The following is a 21,633-nucleotide window of genomic DNA, read 5'->3' on the forward strand; positions in this document are numbered from 1 at the left end:
ATTTAAGGGGATTGGTAAATAAAAAAGAACTAAGGGCAGAACAATCTACCCTTAGCTCCTTTAATATGCTTTAAATAATTTTTGTAAAATATAATAGGATTGTTTTAAGCGCTCTTCATATTTTGGTACTTGCCATGTTTCCCATGTATAAGTAGAGAGTGGTGGTAAAACACCATTAGAAGCTGCTGGCATAGATTGAACAACGTTGTTCTCTTTATCTACAAATAAAGCACCAATATAAATATTGTCTACTTTAACCGCCGCTTTATCGCCATCTTTATACAGGTTACCTATAAACTCACGCTGACTCGGATCTTTAGCTTGAATCAATAACCAAGGGATGCGAAGTTCGATAACATTGTCATCGGTCCAAGTATAATCAACTAAAGAATCATAATCTTTTGCTTCTGGATTAGCATTTCCTTGAAGTAATTTTCCTGTTTCGTAGATACTAAAATCAGTCGTTCTATTTTGCTCAGGTAAAAATAGTTGTTTATTTAACACATAGTAAATAGGGGCGAACTTTCCACTATTTTTCAAGGCATTTGCCATTCGGGGAGCAACTAAATTTAAACGGTGGCCATATAAATAATCATAGAAATCGTAGTATTCATCAATAACAACCCTAGATTGACCGTTTTTATTAAGCTCAACTATAAAATCAACACCATTGGAAAACGTCATATTTTTTATAGATGTAGCTGACGTATTTCCTTGACCTGGTACAACATCTAATAAAATGCGAGGGGAGGTATTGGCTAACTCCTCACTTTTTAATTTAATGTACAAATAGCGCTCATCATAGTCTACTGCAAAATCTGTTGGGTTGTTTGGTGCAGTATCATATAGCTGTTTACCCGTCCATTCCGTTGTCTCTCCATCTACTTTTACCTTAAGTCTATCGAAGCTTAATAATCCAAACTGTTGCTCATTTGTTTGAGCATTGGACCAAAATGGTCGACGATTCGGATCATCATAATCCATCGTATTCCACGTTCGTTTAAACCACTCATCTTGCCATGTAAAAACAAGTCCTCCCATGAGCCCTTCATGCATAATATCCTCAAATAAATGTTGAAGTGTTTCTCCCTGTGCTTGCTCTGACATTTGCCCCTGATTCCAACCATATACATTATCATGTGTTTTACCACGTGATGCTGGGATACCAAATTCCGCAATAAGAACAGGCATAGTATGAGCTTCATGGAGCTCTTTTAAATAACCTGCATAGCTATTTTTGTTCCCTCGGAAATCGACATAATTTAAATAATCTTTATCGAAATTAAAGAAGTCAGGGTAATAAGGATACACATGATAGGAAGCAAATTGTCCTGGTGCGGTCATCTCTCCTTTTGTATAAATAACATTTGGATTGACCCCTACTAAATCTTCCTCCTCTGATGGCTCTGACGGATGTTCAAGAATGTCAGTTGTGACCCAGTTCGTGAAACTCATTGGACGTAGCCAGTTATATTTTTCCTTTTCATAAACTGACACCACATCCATTTGTTCTGCTAGCCAATGCTCAAACGGAGAGGCACCCTTTGTTTCAAAAAAAGTACCGTTGTATTGACCAATATTTGCATGTTTTTCATTCGTTCCCACAACCATGTGTGGATACCATTCAATTCCTAGTACCCATCCTATAACATATTTCGATACGTCTACATCATACAAGCCAGATGCATGTCCTGGGCGAGGCTCCACATAGATATTTCCATGAATGACATCTACCATTTGTTTCATTTCTAATTGGAAATCTTCTAACGTATCTTTATCATAGGCGTCCAATGAACCTGCTAAGCCCTCTTCATTAATCCAAACTCCATGTAAAACATATAATGATTTTTTTGGATGTTCTTCATTATATTTAGCAAGTGCTCTATAAAAGCCTGGTGGATGTAATGTATAGACTCGTATCGTATTAGCATTCATGTCTGCTATTTGTTTAAACCATCGATAATATTCCTCTTCAGTAATTGCTGCTTCTCCAGGAAAGGCGCCAGGTTTCCCCATTCCGATATTGACACCCTTAAATACGATTGGTTCCCATTTGCCATCTCTTAGCACCTCAAAAGATTGTCCCTGAATCCTTGCATTATAGTTTAATTTCTCATGATTTACAGTATCCTGAACCTCTTTGTGCTCAAATGAATCAAATATTTTATGCATTACTGGGATGTAAATGGACCAATAAAACGAACTGTCCGCATACTTCTCAGCATATTTATAGATTGTAGGTAACCCTTTTATTTTATAAATATTCGGTACCCGTGCGATATCATTAAAATCTCCCGCAAAATAATAACTAGATGTGTAGCTTTTATCTTGGCCTACAATTGCTGCAAATTGTTCAGGAATTCCATTAGCCTTTAACAGCTCTGTTCCTTTTTTTGTTAAATCCCATTTATAATTTGCAAGAGCATCTTCAGCATATTTAGGTGTAATAATATCAAACCAATAATCGTATTGCGCCCTTGCAGATGAATGAAAGAATTTTTTCCCATTTTCAGTAAACTGCACTTGAATACCTTCAGATTTAACATGCTTGTTCATTTCTAGAACAAGTAGCTCCTCAGTTATTTCGTTAAATAGTAAAAAGCCTCCACCTTTATATGACCAATTGTCGCCATGTTCATCGATCACCCATTGCGGTATTTCTAAATTTTTATGATAATCAAGCTCTTCGAAATAACGCCCGATCCAGCCAGACCATGTGATTCCTAAATAATCCTGTAATTCTTTACGAACTTCCCCTGATGTTGGTGAAGCAAACGTATTATACTCAGCTATTAACATGCTCTTTTTTTTGCTGGCTAAGCGTTCGACGATTGCCTGCCATTCTTTTTGTTCAAGTCCCCCAACAATTTTTTCAGAACGTTCACCTAAACGTTTTGTTTGTTGTAAATCATCTTTATAAACTCCGTACGTATCTGCCAAATAAATGACATCATAGTCACTATAATCATTTGGCAAATTCTTTTCTACAACACTTTTAGTTTCATCATTTGGGACCGTACCATAATAATCGCGTTCTACGTAATAAGGTTCATTATTTAATCTATATTTATAATGGTTTAAAAACCAATTCACCCCTAAGTGCTCTCGGTAAGACTCATTCGGAACAGTTTTATCTATAATGGCCACATTTAGCTGTTTTTCATCTTCTAAGTACCACCATGTAATAGGGATTATCATGAGGACTAGTACGACCATAACCCCTATATAGATTCGTTTCATACACTTTTCTCCTTTTCAGCAATGCCGACACGTTTCATATTACCCCAGTCACTTTTTCTTAAGACAAAACGAAGTAATCCCTCACAGCGCCAGAATAATGTTAGTGGGCGATACCAAAAAATTTCTGTAAACGCTAAAAGAATCATGCGTAACAACTCTCTTTTTTTCGGATACGTATTCATACTCCACGATTCAAATAATATTGCCGCTATTGAAAAAATAACACCATAAATAACGAATAGTAGTAGCAGCATGAGCGCAACTTCATAATAAATTTTCCCAAAGAAAAAGGCTATGACAATATAAATATATCCGCCTAACTCGACAAGAGGCCCTAGACATTCCACTAGCCAAAAATACGGGAACGAAAGAAATCCAATCATTCCATATCTAGGATTCAAGGTCATTTTTTTATGCTTCCATAGACTTTCAAATAACCCTTGATGCCACCTTCTTCGTTGATTGCGTAGTACTCCTAATGTTTGAGGTGCTTCCGTCCAGCAAACTGGGTCAGGTACAAATTCAATACGCTTATTTTCTTTTTTTTCTTTTATAAGTCGATGGATATTCACCACCAGTTCCATATCTTCCCCAATAATATTGGTTGAATATCCACCTGCTTCAACAGCCCATTTTTTAGAGAAAACACTAAATGCTCCTGAAATAATAAGGACTAAATTGAATTTACTTAACGCTATTCGCCCCATTAAAAATGCCCGCAAATATTCGATTACTTGCATGATTACTAGGTAATTACTAGGTAATTGAGTCTCATAAATAGAGCCAAACTGCATCTTTGCACCATTTGCAATACGAATATTACCTCCTGCTGCAATGACCTCACCATCAGATAAAATGATAGGCTTCATCACCCGCAGCAAGGATTTTTCATCTAAAATGGAGTCCCCATCAATGGAGCAAAAATACGGATATTGAGATACATTAATACCCACATTTAGCGCATCAGCCTTACCACCATTTTCTTTATCTACTAAAATACAATTTTTATAGATTTCAGATTCATATATTTGTTTAATGTCTTTTGTAGGGATGTTAGTTCGAACAATTTTATTGATTGGCTTCATTTGAAAATGTTCGATGACCGTTTGAAGGGTTTGATCTGTAGATCCATCGTTAATAATGATAATTTCAGTTTGAGGATAACGTAAATTCAATAATGAATATACTGTATCTACAACTCCTACTTCTTCATTGTAAGCAGGAACAAGTAACGATACCGGTTTTGAATAAAAGGCATCGATATGTGCATCATCATACTCTGATAGATCGAGACGATAGCGTTTTCTTAAATCCAGCATAGCAATGATGAACATTGTACAATATGAAACAATAACGAACAGCATATAAAATAAAATAATGCCCCCAAAAAACATCATGCAATAATCAATTATTTTCATTTACTTCCCCTCTTTTCTCGCTGCAATTTCTTGGGCCATTTCAATTGCATATTGATCATTTGAGGATTCAATGAATTGCTGTAATTTGGCAATACCATGTCGATCTTCTACAATCGTTTTTGCCGATTGGGAACGTACCCACCAATTCTCATCTTGAAGAAGCTGCTCTAAATAACTATAAGTATAAGTAAGCGGTACATGTTTAAAAATTTTTGCAACCATTAACCTGGCTTCCCACATTTCTGAGGTCACAAAAGGGACAAAGGGATCCATCTCATCAATAATTCCTATTTCATATAGCCCTTTTAATGCTCTGATGTTAATTTCCGGTGTATCATGTTGTAATAATTTTTTTAATTCATCCAAATACTCCATATTTCTTTTTACAGCAGCAGTATCAATAACAGCAAATTGCATTTTGGCCGACAAACTATTAAAATCATGGAAAAATCGAATAAATACATTATCATCTAATAATATAAATAGTCTTCTATATTCACTTTCAGCGTAATTTACATTGGAATTTTTTATTTTCTCCATAAATAAATCTGGTTGGAAAAGCGAGTATATTTTCAATAACTGGAAATGTTCTTCATCTGTAATGTTATTTTTTTCGAATTCTTGGCACTTCGTTAGCAATTCATCTATTTGTAAGTCTGCAATTCGATAGAGGGCATTCATTCGAATACTCCATCGTTTACTGGATAAATCTTTTTCGTAGAATGCTTTTAAATATTGATTGGAGAATTGTTTAATTTTTAGTTCCACCTGTTCATTCCTTATATTCTTTAAATAGGATGAAAAAATTTTTTCAATAGCTTCTACTTGGGCGCTTCCTCTAGGTACCAATACGATACTAAATAATGCGTTATTGAATAAGTAATCATACCAAAATTGAGAATAATTTTGTAAATAACGGTCACGAACTTTTTCAAAATAGCTTTCACGCTGTCGCTGAACAAGTAAATACATAAAAAAGATAAAGAGCACAACTAATAAAAAGGAAATTATTGCTAAAATTGTCGAAACAGTCAGCTTGATCATTGCCAAAACCTCGCAAACGTTCTTTTAATTTTGGCTTCTAGCAAACGTAAATTAAATGGTTTGACAATATATTCATCAACACCGCCCTCATAAGCATTAAGCGCTGCCCCTTCAGAATTGCGTTCTGACATCATATAAATAATAAATTTCTTTTCATTTGGCATATGTCGTAAGATATGCAATATTTCTAAGCCATTTTTCAGCGGTAAAATATCATTCATAAGAATTAGATGCATATGCCCTGATTTATAATCATCCGATTGCAAAAAGCTATAGCCATCCTCATAAACCTTTACATCTAAAGAAAAATAAGGGATATTTATTTGCTTAAGCGTTGACTCTAATACTTGTCTAAAAATGGCGTTTTGCTCAATAATACTAACTTTCACTAATTCAGTTGGTTGCTCACAGTAATCCTTTACCTCTGCTATACTCCATGTTAATTGCTCATCCCCTGATAACATCTGTTTATTTTTATTTAACAGCTCTTCAAAAATAACGTTATTATTTCTTATTTCTGTTATAGAGGCCTTTAATGCAATCTGTTGGAACTTCCGTTCTGCTTTTAAGATGGCAAATATTCGTTTTAAAAACGCCCTAGCTTCTACATCACTACTTTGTAAAAAGAAGATGCCCCAATGATCCCCGTCGGATAATTGAAAAAGCAAGTCTGTCTTGCGTATTTTTGATTGTAAAAACGAGGTAACTTGATCATTCACATTTTCATTCAGTTGTGTAGCATTAGCTGTTTTTAAAAAGACTGCTGTTATAGTAAGGCGTGATCTAATAACACTTTCTCGCCATATTTTAAAGTAGCGCTCTACTTCATGTTCTTGCATGATGTCATGGGTGAATTTTATATCATTCATTAGAATCACTCCATCTAGTTTTTTCTTATTATTACTTTCTATCATTTATTTCATAGATTAACAACATTACTATAGTAATAAATATGACTAAACAATATCTAAACATAAATAGACGTCATAAAAAATACATAGTTTCTCATCAATTTAACTACAAATAAAAAAGAGTACATAAGTCGTTAAACTTATGTACCCTTTTATAAAATTTTTAATTCTTATTTTACCGGTACTACTGCACCTTTCCACTCTTCTAAAATGAAGTCTTGGATTTCTTTAGATGTTAATACTTCTAATAATTTTTTAATTTCAGGTTTTGATTCATCACCTGCACGTACAGCGATGATGTTAACATATGGAGATTCTTTATCTTCAAGAGAAATAGCATCTTCAATTGGGTTTAAACCGTTATCGATGGCAAAGTTAGAATTGATAAGTACTGCATCGCCTTCATCGTTTTCGTACATTTGTACAAGCATTTCTGGGGCAGTATTTGCATCGAATTTAAAGTTTTTAGGATTTTCTTCAATATCCTTTAATTCTGCTGCTGTTTTATCAATGCCTTCTTTTAATTTGATTAAGCCTTTAGCCTCTAACAATGACAGCATACGACCATGGTCAGATACTGAGTTAGAAAGTAAAATTGTTGCGCCTTCAGGCAGGTCTTCTAACGTTTTATATTTTTTAGAGTAAATACCGATTGGTTCAATATGAACGCCACCTGCATTAACGAAATCATAGCCATTGTCTTTAATTTGTAGCTCTAAGTAAGGAATGTGCTGGAAATAGTTTGCATCAATATCTTTTGACTCTAAATCTTGGTTTGGTAGAACATAATCTGTATACGTTTCAATTTTAAGGTCTATGCCTTCTTTAGCTAAGATCGGTTTTGCTTTTTCTAAAATAACTGCGTGCGGTGTATTAGAAGCACCTACTTTTAATGTTACGTTTTCTTTGTTATCTGTTTGATCGCCAGATGCTGATTTTTCATCTTCTTTTTTATCTGTACCGCAAGCTGCTAATGCTAGTACAAGTATTGATAAAAATAATCCTGCTAATAACTTTTTCATTTATGACACTCCCTTTTATTTGTTTAAAATATGTTAGCGGTAAAAACCGGAATAACCCCTTTTTCTTGCTAGCGTTTATCAATTTTCTCGGTAATTAAATCACCAATCCATTGAATAATAAATACGACTACTAAGATCAAAATAGTTGCCATTAATGTCACATCTTGGCGATTTCGCTGGAAGCCGTCTAAGAAAGCTAAGTTACCAAGACCACCTGCACCAATAATTCCTGCCATCGCTGTATATCCTACAAGAGCAACAGCCGTTACAGTGATACCAGAAATCAAAGCTGGTAATGATTCAGGAACCAATACTTTCCAAATAATCGTAGAAGTTTTTGCTCCCATTGAACGGGCTGCTTCAATCACACCTTTATCAATTTCACGTAACGCAATTAATACCATACGAGCATAAAACGGTGCTGCACCGATAATTAAAGCAGGTAACGCCGCATTGGCACCGCGAATTGTACCTAGTAAAAACTTCGTAAATGGAATTAATAAAATAATTAATACGATAAATGGAATGGAACGGAAAATATTAACGAGTGATCCTGTTAAAAAGTTAACGATTTTATTTGCCCATAACTGATTGGGGCTAGTTAAAAATAGAACAATACCAATGACTAACCCAAGAATAAATGTCACAACCGTTGATATAGCTGTCATGTATAAAGTTTCATACGTAGCTTGCCACATATTTTCCCAGTCTACATTCGGAAAGAGATTAGTTAGCATTTTCAATCACCTCCGTCTGTACTTCCACTGTATTTAAATAACGAAGGGCTTCAGTGACGTTTGTCTGAGAGCCATCAATTTGCACAATCAATGTACCATATGCACCATTTTTTGTTTGCGAAATATTTCCGTGAACAATACTTACTTCTACATCAAATTGTTTCACAAGATGTGAGATGACAGGCTGTTCTGTTTTTTCACCAACAAAAATCAATTTGACAAGTTGTCCAGTTGGATAGTTTGTTTTAATTTGTGCTACCGTATCCTGTGTTTCCTTAGTGTCTGTAATTTGAGATACAAACTTCTTAGTAATAGCCGCCTGTGGGGCTTGGAAGACTTGTAATACCTCACCACGTTCCACAATTTCGCCTGCCTCCATCACCGCTACACGATGACAAATTTTGCGGATGACATGCATTTCGTGGGTAATCAGGACGATTGTTAAGCCTAAGCGTTCATTTATATCTACGAGTAAATCAAGAATGGCATCCGTTGTTTCAGGGTCGAGTGCGGATGTCGCCTCATCACATAGTAAAACCTCTGGATTATTCGCTAATGCACGTGCAATTCCTACACGCTGCTTTTGTCCCCCAGAAAGCTGGGATGGATATGCCTTATCGCGCCCTTCTAAGCCTACAAGGGCAATTAATTCCTTCACACGCGCTTCACGTTGAGCCTTTGGGAAGCCTGCGATTTCTAAAGGGAATGCAATATTTTCGGCAACTGTTCTTGACCAAAGTAAATTAAAATGCTGGAAAATCATACTTACCTTTTGTCTAGCTGCTCTAAGTTTTTGCCCTTTTATCGATGAAAATTCTTGATTGTTCACCGTTACTGTTCCTGCTGTCGGTTTCTCTAAACCGTTTAATAAACGAATCATGGTACTTTTACCAGCACCACTATAGCCGATAATGCCAAAAATTTCACCTTTATTAATAGTAAGGTTGACGTCTTTGACTGCCGTTAATTCGCCATTTGCTGTTTTGTATTTCTTTGTAATATTTTGAAGCTGGATCATAGCGAATACTCCTTTTCTCATATAGAAAACCCCTTCACTCACAGACAAGTAGAAGGGGTCACGTATGATACGTTAAACCGTTCTCTCATCTTTCAAAGAAAAATCTTTGGGTGATTTGGCACCTTTTCACATTGTGATGGTTGCCGGGCTTCATAGGGCACTTCCCTCCGCCACTCTTCATAAGAGTTCGATATATTTAATGTTTTAGTAATATATTTGATACTTTACCACGCTAGTAAAGTTCAGTCAATTGATTTTTTTAACAATTCATATAAAAATGGTACGGATTGAAAAGCATAAATCTTTTCTGTCACTTTTCCGCCATCACTGATGAGTAGACATGGAACACTTTCAATTTGATGCTCATAAGCTATGTGTTCCAAAAAGTTGATATTTGCTTTACCAATTTGTAGCTGTGGCAGTAATTGCTCAATAATGGACATCATTTTAGATGCCACTGCACACGTTCCACACATCGGTGTATATAAATAAAATGCAGTTTTCTCTCCCGACTGTTTAGCCGCTTCCCACTGCTCTATTGACCATTCTTCCATTTACTCACGCAACCTTACAAAATATATTCATTATGGATTGAAAAATGTGCACGCAGTAAGATCATTGCTAGCACTTTTCTTGGTGTCGTTTCTACTTCCTTGTATGTTGGCATTGTGCGCAGATGCTCAGCCTCTGGATAATGTCTGTCCATTAATGCACGTAGCTTATCACCAGAAGTATCTGCATCAAAAAAAGTAAATAGCTCACAGCCCTCATAGGGATCCAGTAGTTCTTCTAATTGATGCACACCAATTGTACCATTCGTACATAGTATTGTAACATTCTCATTCAAAATAGGCTCAATTTGTAGCTTATCTGAGCGCCCTTCTACTATCAAGCATTTTCCCTCGAACATTACGCCACCTCCATTTAGAGATCCCCACTTATAAGTCATTATATAACAAAAAACGCCGGTAGTTTCCGACGTTTTTCGATTATGGCTTGTCTTATTCAGCGATCATTTCTTCGTATTGCTCTGCTGTCATTAGTTTCTCAACTTCTGATGCGTCAGCAGGCTCAACAACGATCATCCATGCTTTTTCATATGGTGATTCATTAACGAATTCTGGGCTATCTTCTAAATCTGCATTTACTTCAACTACAGTACCTGAGATTGGTGCATATAATTCAGAAACAGTTTTTACTGATTCTACGCTACCGAATGGATCATCTGTTTTGATTTCGTCGCCAACTTGTGGAAGCTCAACGAATACGATATCTCCTAATTCAGATTGTGCGAAGTGAGTAATACCAATACGTACTTTTCCATCTTCTACTTTTACCCATTCATGTTCTTCAGAGTATCGTAAGTCTTTAGGTGTGCTCATGCAAAAAACCCCTCCATAAATATGTAATATATTCACTTTCAGTGTGCCATACTTCTCCTATAAATACAAGGTTTAATACGGTTATTTCCAAGCTTGCTCAAAATCTACTTCTTTAAAACCTAAAGTAACTTTTTTTCCATCTGTCACGATGGGACGTTTCATTAACATGCCATCTGAAGCAAGTAGCTCAAGCTGCTCATCCTCCGTCATTTCCGCTAACTTGTCCTTTAAGCCAAGCTCACGATATTTCATGCCTGAGGTATTAAAAAATTTCTTCAAAGGCTGTCCACTAGCTTGCCAAATAGCTGTTAGTTCTTCTTTAGTCGGAGGTTGCTCTGCGATATGTACCTCTTCATAGGAAACCTCATGCTCATTTAACCACTTCTGTGCCTTTTTACATGTTGTACATTTCGGATAATGGAAAAATTGAATCGTCATTACAATGCTCCTCTTCTGTCTTTTTCTGTAGTATACCATCATAGTTGTTTTCAATGGTGAACTTCACTCTTTTTTGTAAGTTTATCCACCAGTTGTGCAAATTTATCCGCTCCTTTTACGATTATCCATCTCATATAAAAAACCTAGCTATCTTTTGCAGATAGCTAGGTTAAATTTGCACTATTATACAATATATTTTTCAGCATCAATTAATTTAACGGAAGCCTCACGCTTCTTCGCAATTAAATTGTATGGATTATTACGCGTTAGCTTACGCAGTGCAGATAATGTCATACGGGCTGCATCGCCATCCGCTGAAGCAAGAATTGTGTCTTTTGCTTCTTTTTCGATTTCTGCGAATGCTTCTTGGCAGAAAATTTGTGTGTATAGCAATTTTTGATGTGCTTTTTCAGCACCGTCACGAGCAATTGCTTTTTCTGTACGTAAGACAGCTGATTCCATTGCAAATAATTGGTTAGCTATATTCGCAATGTTTACCAATACTTCTTGCTCTTGATCAAGCTTTGCACCAAAGCGTTGTGCTGCTAATCCTGCAGCTAATACAGCAATCTTCTTGGCATTTTTCACTAAATATTTTTCTTGTGCTAACGGCTCTGTACCGATATCCTCTGGCATTAGCATAAGCAGCTCTTGCTGTAAATTTTGGGCAACTTGTAATAATGGTAGCTCACCCTTTAGCGCCTTTTTCATAAATGTGCCAGGTACAATCATGCGGTTAATTTCGTTTGTACCTTCAAAAATTCGATTAATACGAGAATCACGGTAAATACGCTCTACCTCATATTCAGCCATAAAGCCATAACCGCCATGAAGTTGGACAGCTTCGTCAGCAATATAGTCTAAAGTTTCTGAACCGAATACTTTAGCAATAGAGCATTCAATGGCATATTCAGCAATCGCTCCTGCAATTACTTTACCTTGCTTTTGCTCTTCTAGGCTTAATTGGCTTAAGCGATCCTCAAATAGGCCCACAGTACGATAGTTTAATGATTCTGAAGCATACAATTGAGAAGCCATCGTTGATAATTTTTCTTTTGTCAGATTGAAATCAGAAAGCTTTGTCTTAAACTGCTGACGTTGGTTTGTATACTGAATAGCTAACTCCAATGCACGTTTCGATCCGCCAATTGTGCCCACGCCTAGTTTATATCGACCAATGTTTAAAATATTGAACGCAATGATATGCCCACGACCAATTTCGCCTAATAGATTTTCTACAGGTACTTCGGCATCTTCCAATACTAATGTACGAGTTGATGATGATTTAATCCCCATTTTCTTTTCTTCAGGACCAACTGAAACACCATTGTAGGCACGTTCTACGATAAAGGCGGAGAATTTATCGCCATCAATTTTTGCGTAGACCACAAATACATCAGCAAAGCCTGCATTCGTAATCCACTGTTTTTCACCATTTAAAATATAATGTGTGCCAGCTTCGTTTAATTTTGCAGTAGTTTTTGCACCTAGAGCATCTGAACCTGAACCTGGCTCTGTTAATGCATAGGCAGCGATTAATTCACCTGAAGCAAGCTTAGGTAAATATTTTCTCTTTTGATCTTCATTACCGAATAGAACAATTGGTAATGACCCAATACCAACGTGAGCACCATGTGTGATAGAGAAACCACCTGCAACAGACATTTTTTCAGCGATTAAAGCTGAAGAAACTTTGTCTAATCCTAGCCCTTCGTATTCTTCAGGCACATCTGCTCCAAGTAAGCCTAATTCGCCTGCACTTTTTAGGAGACGCACTGAATGCTCAAATTCATGGTGCTCTAAATTTTCCACTACTGGTAAAACTTCATTTGTAACGTATTCCTCTGTTGTTTTAGCAATCATTTTATGCTCGTCAGTGAAATCTTCCGGTGTAAATACACGATCTAATTCCACATCTTCAATAAGAAATCCGCCGCCTTTAATGAAATCAGTTGTTTTTTCAGTCATGATTAATTCCTCCCAATATATCTTTTTGTTAGTTGATTCCCCTAATGATCATGTATAGAAAAGCTTGACGTATACAATGTTCGGAGGCAACCGTAAACAGTACACCTCAAGCTGATCTAGCAAAAATTATAGAATTTCAAATACGCCAGCAGCACCCATGCCGCCACCAATACACATTGTCACTACACCATATTTCTTCCCTTGACGCTTCAATTCATGAATTAGCTTTAATGTTAAAATAGCTCCCGTTGCGCCTAGTGGATGACCTAATGCAATCGCTCCACCATTGACATTGACTTTCTCTTGGTCGATGCCTAAATGACGTACCACCTGTAATGACTGTGAAGCAAATGCTTCATTGATTTCCCATAAATCAATATCTTCGATGGATAAACCTGCAATTTCCAACGCTTTTGGCACTGCCACGATAGGCCCGATACCCATTACTTCAGGAGGTACACCGCCAACTGCAAAGCCTAGGAATTTTGCCATTGGTGTCAGTCCTTGCTTGTCAGCCTCTTCACGATCCATTACTAGTACAGCTGCTGCACCATCAGAAGTTTGAGAGGCATTGCCCGCCGTTACACTGCCTTTTACGTGGAAAGCTGGACGTAGTTTGGCTAAACCTTCAACTGATGTACCTGGACGTACACCTTCATCCATACTGAATGTGAATTTTTTCACTTGTGGTTTATTGTTATCGTCTACGTAATGCTGTTCCACTTCAATTGGTACAATTTCATCATTGAATTTACCTTCTTTAATTGCCTTTTCAGCAAGCTCATGCGAGCGAACAGCAAAAGCATCTTGGTCTTCACGACTAACATTATATTGACGAGCTACTTCCTCAGCTGTATGCCCCATGCCCATATAATACTGTGGAGCCGTTTCTGCTAAAGTCGGATTTAAACGTGGTGTATTCCCTACCATCGGCACCATACTCATGGATTCTACACCACCAGCAAGAATAGCCTTTGAGTGTCCTAGCATAATTCGCTCTGCTGCATAAGCAATTGCCTGTAAACCTGATGAGCAAAATCTATTGATTGTCAGAGCAGGCGTTGTATCTGGTAATCCAGCAAGTGCCCCAATACTACGTGCTACATTCATTCCTTGCTCTGCTTCTGGCATTGCACAGCCTAAAATTAAATCATCAATTGGCCCTTCATAGCCTGCTCTTTTCAATGTTTCCTTGACTACAACAGCACCAAAATCATCTGGTCTTACTGTTGCTAAAGAACCTTTTTTTGCTTTTCCAATTGGAGTTCGTGCTCCTGCTACAATAACGGCTTCACGCATCGTATTAATCCCCCTTTGTTTCATGTGCAAGATTGATCTATTTCGTCAATTAGTTACGAAGTGGTTTACCTTTTAACAGCATGTGTTGCATTCTCTGCTGTGATAGTGGATCAGCAACAAGACTAAGGAATGCCTCACGCTCTAAGTTCAATAAATATTGCTCATCGACTAATGTGCCGTACGGAACCTTTCCACCTGCAATAACATAAGCTAATTTTTTAGCAATTTTTAAATCATGTTCGCTAATAAAGCCTGACTCAAACATCCCTTGCGCACCGATGAGTAATGTACCATAGCCTGATGCACCGACCACTGGCACTTTTGTTGGTACAGGTGGTTGATAGCCCGCTTCGTAAAGTGCTAATGCCGCCTGCTTCGCATCATACAATTGATGATCTGGATTAACTGAAATACCATCCGCAAAGTTTAGGAAATTATTTTCACGTGCTTCCTCACCAGATGTTGAAACCTTCGCCATCGCAATTGTTTCAAATACTTTATTAGCAATATGTTGATAGTCTACCTCTACGCCGTTTGGTAAGCCCTTTAGGAATTTCTGATAGAGTGCTTTATTTCCGCCACCACCTGGGATTAATCCAACCCCTACTTCCACTAAGCCCATATATGTTTCCATTGTTGCTTGAATATGTGCAGCTGGTAAGCAAACCTCTGCTCCCCCGCCTAATGTCATGGCAAACGGTGCTGCTACAACAGGCTTACGTGAATATTTAATTTTCTGCATAGCATCTTGGAATGCTTTAATGACGAAATCTAGCTCAAATATATTATCATCCTGTGCTTCTACCAAAATCATTCCTAGATTTGCCCCAACACAGAAGTTTTTCCCCTGATTACCGATGACTAAGCCCTTATAGTTAGCCTCTACTTCATCTACCGCAAAGTTAATCATTTGAATAATATCCAAGCCGATTGCATTGGATTGCGAATGGAACTCCAGTAATGCAATTCCATCCCCTAAATCTATTAAACTAGCACCTGTGTTTGATTTAATCACACCATGCTTTTTCTTATAACGTTTTAAATTAATCTCTTTTTCATTGACTGGCACTTTCACATATTGTGAACCATTATAGTAAGCTAAATCTCCGTCTAATTCTGTATAGAATGTCTCCACGCCATTTGCTAACATCTCTTTGACAAAAGCAGGCACCTCTCGGCCCTCAGCCTCCATTTTCGCCACAGAATCTTTTACGCCTATAGCATCCCAAATCTCAAATGGCCCTTGTTGCCAGCCGAATCCCCATTTCATCGCGTTATCAATGGCTACGATATCATCTGCAATCTCCCCATGTAGCTGTGCAGAATAAAGGAGCGTTGGTGCAAAAATCCCCCATAATAGCTCGCCTGTACGATCCTTTGCATAGGTTAACGCCTTCACTTTATTAGCCAATCCACGAGTTTGTTTTGCCATTTCAATAGAAGGTGTTTTTAATTTTTTGGCTGGACTATACGTTAAGGTTGCTGGATCAATCTCATGTATCTCTTTTCCTTGTTTTAAGAAGAAACCTTGACCTGATTTTGCTCCTAGCCAACCGTTTGTGACCATTTTTTGTAAAAATTCAGGTACTGCAAATACTTGCTGCTCCTCACCTGTTGTTTGATCGTAAACATTTTTCGCTACATGAATGAATGTATCTAAACCAACTACATCTAGCGTACGGAAAGTTGCAGACTTTGGACGGCCGATAAGCGGACCTGTTACAGAGTCTACCTCACCAACAGAGTAACCACCTTTTAACATTTCCTGTAAAGTGATAAGTAAACCATATGTTCCGATGCGGTTGGCAATAAAGTTTGGTGTATCTTTTGCAAGTACAACTCCTTTACCAAGCACATCTTCCCCAAACGTTTTCATGAAGCTAACTACTTCAGGTGCAGTTGTATTGGCAGGAATCACTTCTAATAATTTTAAATAGCGAGGTGGGTTGAAAAAATGTGTGCCAAGAAAATGCTTTTGGAAATCATCTGAGCGCCCCTCTGCCATCGCATTAATGCTAATACCTGATGTATTTGAACTAATGATTGTTCCTGGTGTACGAACAGCATCAATTTTTTCGTAAAGACTTTGTTTAATTGATAAATTTTCTACAACAACCTCAATAATCCAATCGACGTCTTTTAGTTTCCCTAGATCATCCTCAAAGTTGCCAACCGTTAGTAGTGATAAATTTTTCTTAGAAGTAAGTGGTGCTGGCTTTTGCTTTAATAACTTTTGCAAAGCTCCGTTTACAATACGATTTCTAACAGCTGGATGCTCTAAAGAAAGGCCTTTTGCTTCTTCCTCTTGCGTCAGTTCCTTCGGTGCTATATCCAATAGTAATGTTGGTATACCGATATTTGCTAAATGTGCTGCAATTCCAGAGCCCATCACCCCAGAACCTAGAACAGCTGCTTTTTTAATGTTGTAAGTCACAAGCAATTCCCCCTTATTCTCCCATTGAATGAATAGCCATTCATTTTTTGGCCAAAAAAATATCAAGTGTTCCTTAGTGAATTTTTTGTCCTTTTGTTGAATGAGATTCCCTCCACTCAACCAAGCACGACTAAGGTTTATCTTCGCTTCAAAATGACACTTCTCAATGAATGAAGATAAAACTACTTTTCTGTTTTTAGTGTAGATTATTTTGTCTAATTTAGCAATCTTTTTTCAAGAATTATTTTTGCAGTATACATCTTTTTTTGTTTTTAACGAGCTAAAAAAGGACAAGAAGTAGCGATTGAAACGGCCAAACAGAAAACTTTCAGATTGCGAGAAAAATGTGTAGAATGGAAAGCAAGGAGAGTGAATACTTAATGAAAACTATTACTACTGCAGAACAATTTAACGAATTAATCGCTGGCGACCAAAAAGTTTTAGTGAAATTTTATGCTGGCTGGTGTCCTGATTGCACACGTATGAATATGTTCATCGATCCAATCATTGAAGAGTACAACCAATATGATTGGTATGAGCTAAACCGAGACGAGCTTCCAGAAATCGCTGATAAGTACGATGTTATGGGAATTCCAAGTCTATTGATTTTCCAAAATGGTGAAAAACTTGCACACTTACATAGTGCAAATGCAAAAACACCTCAGCAAGTAACAGAATTTTTATCTGCTCAACAATAATGGCGAGAGAGCTGCATTTCTTCTTGAAATGCAGCTCTTTTTGAAAGGAGTTTATTATGCGTCAACAATTGGCACTACGAGGGGCTTCACAATATGAGATTTCCATTGCACCAAGCTATCGCAATTCTGCCTGTGGACCTACTACGATTCATGTCATCTTAAAATTTTTAAATGAGTCAGCTCCTTCAATTAATGAGCTATATAAACTGCTTGGTGGTACAAAAATTGGCTTATTCAAATGGAGACTGATTCACAATCTTCGTCAATTGCTTCCAACTTGGGATATTCGAACATGTTCATTAAAGGAAGCTCTACAGGAAATTGACGCAGGTCGACCAGTTGCTATGCGTTTTGATCGCTATTTTAGCCTTCAGTGGCGTGATAAAAAATCAACCTTTGCTTATCATTGGGTACCGCTTATAGGCTATGAGATAAAAAATGATGAGCTATGGCTAATATTCCATGATAATGGTGGTCCACAACGTGATAGCCAAATTCGTCAGGCTCTCTATAAAGACAACGAAAAGGTATTATCCTTCGTGAAAATGGTTCCTTACTAGAGCAAATATCGATTAGCCTTCTTTTTGCTCTCTATTCTTTTCCTTACAATAAAAAAAACAGAGCATATGACTATACTCTGCGATGATTGATTAAATAAGCGAATACAAAGAACGGGCGTGCTTGGCAATTAGTGTGTAGCCACGCTCTTCTATTGCTTTAAAAATATGTGGTTCGTAAGTTGGTAACACAAGGCTTGTAAAATCAGCGTCAATTGGTACATTGGTTTGAATCGTTGCAAGCTCATGTGATAGCTGCAACATATCTAAATTATCTTGAATTTTTGTTCTTTGACCTGGCTTCAATTCACCGAGTGATGCCAGTATTTTGTCTATTGAGCCATATGTTTGAATAAGCGTTAACGCTTGTTTTGGGCCAATCCCTTTCACACCTGGATAGCCATCACTTGAATCACCCATAAAGGCTTTCACCTGTGCAAACTGTGAAGGTTCAATACAATATTCTTCTTTAAAGCGAGCATGTGTATAAATATCGTATTCTGTATAGCCCTTTTTCATAAACGCAATTTCTGTAGATGGCCTTAAAAGCTGAAGTAAATCCTTATCACCACTAATGACCGTAATGTCTGCCTCGTCCTGCCATTTCGTTATCATGGAGCCAATTAAATCATCTGCCTCCATGCCCTTCACCCCGAAATTTTGCCAACCCATTTGCTGCGATAAATTTTTCGCCATATCAAATTGTGGTAGCATTTCCTCTGGAGGTGCTGGGCGATTCGCTTTATAGCCATCAAATAAATCATTGCGGAATGTATGTGCGCCCATATCCCAGCAAACAGCCATATGTGTTGGCTTCATAATAGTTTGTGCTGTTAGAACATGTCGCACAAATCCTTGGGCCCCATTCGTAGGTGTTCCATCTGCCAAGCGAATAAAATGCCCCATGGCAGCCGAAGCGAAAAAAGAACGGAATAACAGTGCCATACCGTCGACAATCAATAATCTTGGTTTTGTTGTCATCATAAATTTCCTCTCTATTACAATACAAAGTTTGTATTTATTTATTGTTTTCTATTTAAACATTATAGCAAACTTTTAAAAATCAGCATTGTTAATACTCGGAAATACACTTGCTTTACAACATAACCTTTCCTTTTTTCGAGATACGATTGCGATGATCTAGTTGAATGCCTGTCAACCATTGTAAAAATGCAGTTACACCGATTTTAACAGTTTCTGGACGTAGTATACCTTCTTTAGGATCAGCATAAACAAAATCAATATGACGAACACCCTCATTTTCGCCAATAATCTTGAGGATATCGAATAACTCATAAGCCGTTAAACCACCAGGTGAAGCTGCAGGAACATCACAGGCAAATACAATATCAAGTGCATCTAAATCCACAGACACATAAATGCGATCTACTTCATACATAAGCTGACGCAGCATTTCACGTATTGTGAGTTGAATACCATCACGCCGCATTTGCTTTAACGTAATCATATGAATGCCTTGTTCTTTAGCATAATGAATCATTTCGGGTGAATTGAAAAAGCCATGCAAACCGACATTATAGACATGTCTCCCCTCCACAACCCCTGCTGCAATTAACTGATGAATTGGAGAATCTTGTGCTAAACCAATTTCCTCTTGGTTTCTTGCATCTAAATGCGTGTCAATCTGAATGATGCCAATGCGATCCTGTGGGAAGGCATTTTTTATACCTTTTATGGAGTGCGCTGTAATAGTATGATCTCCCCCAATCAAACAAGTAAAACTTCTTTGAAAGGCTATACTTAAATTTTCTGCAGCAGCCTCGATGGCAGATTCCGAAAGCATTCGATCATTTTCTAGAATCGCCACATCCCCAATGTCCACAACTGAAAGGGCACGTAAATTCACCTGCTCATCTAAATTATATGATTGAAAACCTGGCCAAGCCTTACGAAAGGCTGTTGGGTATTGCGCTTTTGACGACGCATCATTGGTATATGATAAAAGCGCTCCATATACGACAATATCCACCTCATTCGGATTCGGATTTGTTTGCTGCTTTATCCACTGATGCATAGCTGATCCATTCTCCTGTTTCCATTGGCATTCTGATTGTATAAACATATTCATCTACCACCTTCTTCTCTTTTCCATTCAAGTTCAATTGACCTAAATCAATTGGTGCTCCCCTGTAAATGTCCTAACATATTTTCTTTATAGTAATAGTACCATTCGTACAATGATTTTCGTCAAAGTTTTTCTTTTTTTCTCTTATATTGAAAATATTCTTTTGATAAACAAAAAAAGCAAACGTGAAATCAGTTTGCTTAGAAATTACATGTTTCTTTTGTTAGGAGATTGTGGCTGTTCTCAACTTTTTGAGTGTTGTTCACCTACCTTGAGCGCTTTGACACTCTTAATAAATGACTTTCTCTCGTTTGCAAGCACTTTAATTACTCTTCAGAGAGCAAACCTCTTTTTTACCAACTCTTCGTACAGAGAGCTCTTCCATTATTACTTCTGCTGTTTCGAAAGGCTTTCGCAAAGTTCTGCTACCTCATACATGGAATAGCTTTGGAAATCATATTGACTACGCAGCTCTTGATGATAACTTAATAGTTCTTCTAGCATCGCCAAATTCTTATCAATATGCTTACCAAAATTATGAGGATGCCACCATAAATGATAAAAGGCTTGTGCCTGTGCAGCCTTGAGCATGCCTTCCTTTATTCGCTTTACTTTTAAATTTTCGAATATACGTAATGGACTACAGTATGGCCTTAAAAAAGCACTTGATCGAATATTAATCAGTTGCTCCTCTTGCATTTCTTCCAGGGTGGCTATATGATGACCAGTTATATTCCAATAGCTATCTAACCACTTCTTAGCACCTAAAAGTCTTCCCTTTTTCGTAAACTTTTGTGCGTCATATAGCTCATGATTTTCGGTGCCTCTATAGCAAACATACCCCGCTTCTAAACATGCTGTAAAATAGTCTTTGTTTACTTGATTACGAGGAAAGACAATCGATTTCATAGGCGCAGTATAACCGTCACTAATTGTTTTGGTTGCATGTAAATCTGCACAAAAGGCAGCTTCTGTTTGGCCCTTCTCCAAGCAATAAAAATGAGAAAAGGTATGACTTCCTATTTCCTGATGTGGTGTACGTTTAATTTCCTCTATTAAAGATTTACCAAAATGCAGTAGATCTTCTTGTTCATTTTCGCCAACTTTTGCAAGCTGTGTATGTGCTGCAAAGCGCATATTTTCATATTTCACAGGGATACCTCGCAAATAATGAGCCATTTCTGCCTTTGATTCAGCAAACAATAATCCAACTGTAGCCCAAGTTGCATGGATGTCATATTGCTCAAATAACGCTAGTATCCTGGGCAAGGCTTTACGGACACCATATAGGTTTTTATTGTATTGGCCATAACGAAATACGTCATGGACACCCCAATTCAGCTCAAAATCTAATGAAATAACGAGACCCCCACCATTCATG

The 21,633-nt window shown here is 37.3% G+C and carries 19 protein-coding genes and 1 riboswitch; of the genes, 2 read left to right on the forward strand and 17 right to left on the reverse strand.

Translation table 11 applies throughout. The annotated features are described in order from the left end of the window. Positions 1 to 60: 60 nt before the first annotated feature. The 14 genes from AC1RFD_RS14380 to AC1RFD_RS14445 form a co-directional block, all read right to left on the reverse strand. Positions 61 to 3,240, reverse strand: a complete 3,180-nt coding sequence (locus AC1RFD_RS14380) for a hypothetical protein (protein WP_485600395.1) — start codon at positions 3,238 to 3,240, stop codon at positions 61 to 63. Next, a complete protein-coding gene (locus tag AC1RFD_RS14385) occupies positions 3,237 to 4,658 on the reverse strand; it encodes a glycosyltransferase family 2 protein (RefSeq protein WP_259949643.1) in 1,422 nt (473 codons plus the stop codon). The genes AC1RFD_RS14380 and AC1RFD_RS14385 overlap by 4 nt, the downstream gene beginning before the upstream one ends. Further along, on the reverse strand, positions 4,659 to 5,702 hold the full coding sequence (locus AC1RFD_RS14390; protein WP_485600398.1) for a HEAT repeat domain-containing protein: 1,044 nt from the start codon (positions 5,700 to 5,702) through the stop codon (positions 4,659 to 4,661). It abuts the gene before it with no gap. After that, positions 5,699 to 6,571 carry a response regulator gene (locus tag AC1RFD_RS14395; protein WP_054549458.1) on the reverse strand — a complete coding sequence of 291 codons (873 nt, stop codon included), beginning with the start codon at positions 6,569 to 6,571 and terminating at the stop codon, positions 5,699 to 5,701. Before AC1RFD_RS14395 ends, AC1RFD_RS14390 begins: the two co-directional genes overlap by 4 nt. A 212-nt stretch (positions 6,572 to 6,783) precedes the next feature. Continuing rightward, the gene (locus AC1RFD_RS14400; protein ID WP_485600400.1) at positions 6,784 to 7,635 is read right to left on the reverse strand and encodes a MetQ/NlpA family ABC transporter substrate-binding protein; all 852 of its coding nucleotides are present in this window, start codon (positions 7,633 to 7,635) and stop codon (positions 6,784 to 6,786) included. 68 nt (positions 7,636 to 7,703) lie between these two features. Further along, positions 7,704 to 8,372, reverse strand: a complete 669-nt coding sequence (locus AC1RFD_RS14405; RefSeq protein ID WP_004228234.1) for a methionine ABC transporter permease — start codon at positions 8,370 to 8,372, stop codon at positions 7,704 to 7,706. Next, the gene (locus AC1RFD_RS14410; protein WP_004228232.1) at positions 8,362 to 9,390 is read right to left on the reverse strand and encodes a methionine ABC transporter ATP-binding protein; all 1,029 of its coding nucleotides are present in this window, start codon (positions 9,388 to 9,390) and stop codon (positions 8,362 to 8,364) included. Before AC1RFD_RS14410 ends, AC1RFD_RS14405 begins: the two co-directional genes overlap by 11 nt. A gap of 82 nt (positions 9,391 to 9,472) precedes the next feature. Beyond that, positions 9,473 to 9,576: riboswitch (SAM riboswitch) on the reverse strand. A gap of 56 nt (positions 9,577 to 9,632) precedes the next feature. Further along, positions 9,633 to 9,944: a thioredoxin family protein gene (locus AC1RFD_RS14415; RefSeq protein WP_054549461.1), complete on the reverse strand. Its 312-nt coding sequence runs from the start codon at positions 9,942 to 9,944 to the stop codon at positions 9,633 to 9,635. Positions 9,945 to 9,958: 14 nt separating this feature from the next. After that, the gene (locus AC1RFD_RS14420; protein WP_004228229.1) at positions 9,959 to 10,300 is read right to left on the reverse strand and encodes a toprim domain-containing protein; all 342 of its coding nucleotides are present in this window, start codon (positions 10,298 to 10,300) and stop codon (positions 9,959 to 9,961) included. Between the two features lie 91 nt (positions 10,301 to 10,391). After that, positions 10,392 to 10,772, reverse strand: a complete 381-nt coding sequence (gene gcvH / locus AC1RFD_RS14425; RefSeq protein WP_004228227.1) for a glycine cleavage system protein GcvH — start codon at positions 10,770 to 10,772, stop codon at positions 10,392 to 10,394. Between the two features lie 81 nt (positions 10,773 to 10,853). Beyond that, positions 10,854 to 11,210: an arsenate reductase family protein gene (locus AC1RFD_RS14430; protein WP_054549462.1), complete on the reverse strand. Its 357-nt coding sequence runs from the start codon at positions 11,208 to 11,210 to the stop codon at positions 10,854 to 10,856. Between the two features lie 183 nt (positions 11,211 to 11,393). Then, a complete protein-coding gene (locus AC1RFD_RS14435; protein WP_066037171.1) occupies positions 11,394 to 13,178 on the reverse strand; it encodes an acyl-CoA dehydrogenase FadE in 1,785 nt (594 codons plus the stop codon). 126 nt (positions 13,179 to 13,304) lie between these two features. Beyond that, positions 13,305 to 14,477 (reverse strand): acetyl-CoA C-acetyltransferase, encoded by a 1,173-nt coding sequence (locus AC1RFD_RS14440; protein WP_054549464.1) that lies wholly within the window; start codon positions 14,475 to 14,477, stop codon positions 13,305 to 13,307. A 49-nt stretch (positions 14,478 to 14,526) separates the two neighbouring features. Continuing rightward, a complete protein-coding gene (locus tag AC1RFD_RS14445) occupies positions 14,527 to 16,911 on the reverse strand; it encodes a 3-hydroxyacyl-CoA dehydrogenase/enoyl-CoA hydratase family protein (RefSeq protein ID WP_281217208.1) in 2,385 nt (794 codons plus the stop codon). 353 nt (positions 16,912 to 17,264) lie between these two features. Between AC1RFD_RS14445 and AC1RFD_RS14450 the strand changes: the two genes are divergently transcribed. Both AC1RFD_RS14450 and AC1RFD_RS14455 read left to right on the forward strand, forming a co-directional pair. Further along, positions 17,265 to 17,609 (forward strand): thioredoxin family protein, encoded by a 345-nt coding sequence (locus AC1RFD_RS14450; RefSeq protein ID WP_081010969.1) that lies wholly within the window; start codon positions 17,265 to 17,267, stop codon positions 17,607 to 17,609. A gap of 56 nt (positions 17,610 to 17,665) precedes the next feature. After that, positions 17,666 to 18,169, forward strand: a complete 504-nt coding sequence (locus AC1RFD_RS14455) for a C39 family peptidase (protein WP_054549466.1) — start codon at positions 17,666 to 17,668, stop codon at positions 18,167 to 18,169. Between the two features lie 90 nt (positions 18,170 to 18,259). Here the strand turns inward: AC1RFD_RS14455 and AC1RFD_RS14460 are convergent, their stop codons facing one another. The 3 genes from AC1RFD_RS14460 to AC1RFD_RS14470 all read right to left on the reverse strand — a co-directional run bounded on the left by AC1RFD_RS14460 (position 18,260) and on the right by AC1RFD_RS14470 (position 21,632). Then, positions 18,260 to 19,147, reverse strand: coding sequence for a 5'-3' exonuclease (locus AC1RFD_RS14460; protein WP_004228212.1), 888 nt, complete (start codon positions 19,145 to 19,147; stop codon positions 18,260 to 18,262). A gap of 115 nt (positions 19,148 to 19,262) precedes the next feature. Next, positions 19,263 to 20,249 carry an agmatinase family protein gene (locus AC1RFD_RS14465; RefSeq protein ID WP_492474994.1) on the reverse strand — a complete coding sequence of 329 codons (987 nt, stop codon included), beginning with the start codon at positions 20,247 to 20,249 and terminating at the stop codon, positions 19,263 to 19,265. A 390-nt stretch (positions 20,250 to 20,639) separates the two neighbouring features. After that, positions 20,640 to 21,632 carry a polysaccharide deacetylase family protein gene (locus AC1RFD_RS14470; RefSeq protein WP_492474995.1) on the reverse strand — a complete coding sequence of 331 codons (993 nt, stop codon included), beginning with the start codon at positions 21,630 to 21,632 and terminating at the stop codon, positions 20,640 to 20,642. Position 21,633: the final 1 nt, after the last annotated feature.

Source organism: Lysinibacillus sp. GW823-FHT02G10, assembly GCF_058797135.1.

Excerpts from the sequence above, each read along its gene's own strand:
- AC1RFD_RS14440 (WP_054549464.1), bottom strand. The coding sequence starts at position 14,477 with ATGCGTGAAGCCGTTATTGTAGCAGGAGCACGAACTCCAATTGGAAAA.
- AC1RFD_RS14420 (WP_004228229.1), bottom strand. The coding sequence starts at position 10,300 with ATGTTCGAGGGAAAATGCTTGATAGTAGAAGGGCGCTCAGATAAGCTA.
- AC1RFD_RS14430 (WP_054549462.1), bottom strand. The coding sequence starts at position 11,210 with ATGACGATTCAATTTTTCCATTATCCGAAATGTACAACATGTAAAAAG.
- AC1RFD_RS14465 (WP_492474994.1), bottom strand. The coding sequence starts at position 20,249 with ATGTTTATACAATCAGAATGCCAATGGAAACAGGAGAATGGATCAGCT.
- AC1RFD_RS14380 (WP_485600395.1), bottom strand. The coding sequence starts at position 3,240 with ATGAAACGAATCTATATAGGGGTTATGGTCGTACTAGTCCTCATGATA.
- AC1RFD_RS14395 (WP_054549458.1), bottom strand. The coding sequence starts at position 6,571 with ATGAATGATATAAAATTCACCCATGACATCATGCAAGAACATGAAGTA.
- AC1RFD_RS14470 (WP_492474995.1), bottom strand. The coding sequence starts at position 21,632 with ATGAATGGTGGGGGTCTCGTTATTTCATTAGATTTTGAGCTGAATTGG.
- AC1RFD_RS14455 (WP_054549466.1), top strand. The coding sequence starts at position 17,666 with ATGCGTCAACAATTGGCACTACGAGGGGCTTCACAATATGAGATTTCC.
- AC1RFD_RS14405 (WP_004228234.1), bottom strand. The coding sequence starts at position 8,372 with ATGCTAACTAATCTCTTTCCGAATGTAGACTGGGAAAATATGTGGCAA.
- AC1RFD_RS14400 (WP_485600400.1), bottom strand. The coding sequence starts at position 7,635 with ATGAAAAAGTTATTAGCAGGATTATTTTTATCAATACTTGTACTAGCA.
- AC1RFD_RS14460 (WP_004228212.1), bottom strand. The coding sequence starts at position 19,147 with ATGACAACAAAACCAAGATTATTGATTGTCGACGGTATGGCACTGTTA.
- gcvH (WP_004228227.1), bottom strand. The coding sequence starts at position 10,772 with ATGAGCACACCTAAAGACTTACGATACTCTGAAGAACATGAATGGGTA.
- AC1RFD_RS14410 (WP_004228232.1), bottom strand. The coding sequence starts at position 9,390 with ATGATCCAGCTTCAAAATATTACAAAGAAATACAAAACAGCAAATGGC.
- AC1RFD_RS14415 (WP_054549461.1), bottom strand. The coding sequence starts at position 9,944 with ATGGAAGAATGGTCAATAGAGCAGTGGGAAGCGGCTAAACAGTCGGGA.
- AC1RFD_RS14435 (WP_066037171.1), bottom strand. The coding sequence starts at position 13,178 with ATGACTGAAAAAACAACTGATTTCATTAAAGGCGGCGGATTTCTTATT.
- AC1RFD_RS14450 (WP_081010969.1), top strand. The coding sequence starts at position 17,265 with ATGGAAAGCAAGGAGAGTGAATACTTAATGAAAACTATTACTACTGCA.
- AC1RFD_RS14390 (WP_485600398.1), bottom strand. The coding sequence starts at position 5,702 with ATGATCAAGCTGACTGTTTCGACAATTTTAGCAATAATTTCCTTTTTA.
- AC1RFD_RS14385 (WP_259949643.1), bottom strand. The coding sequence starts at position 4,658 with ATGAAAATAATTGATTATTGCATGATGTTTTTTGGGGGCATTATTTTA.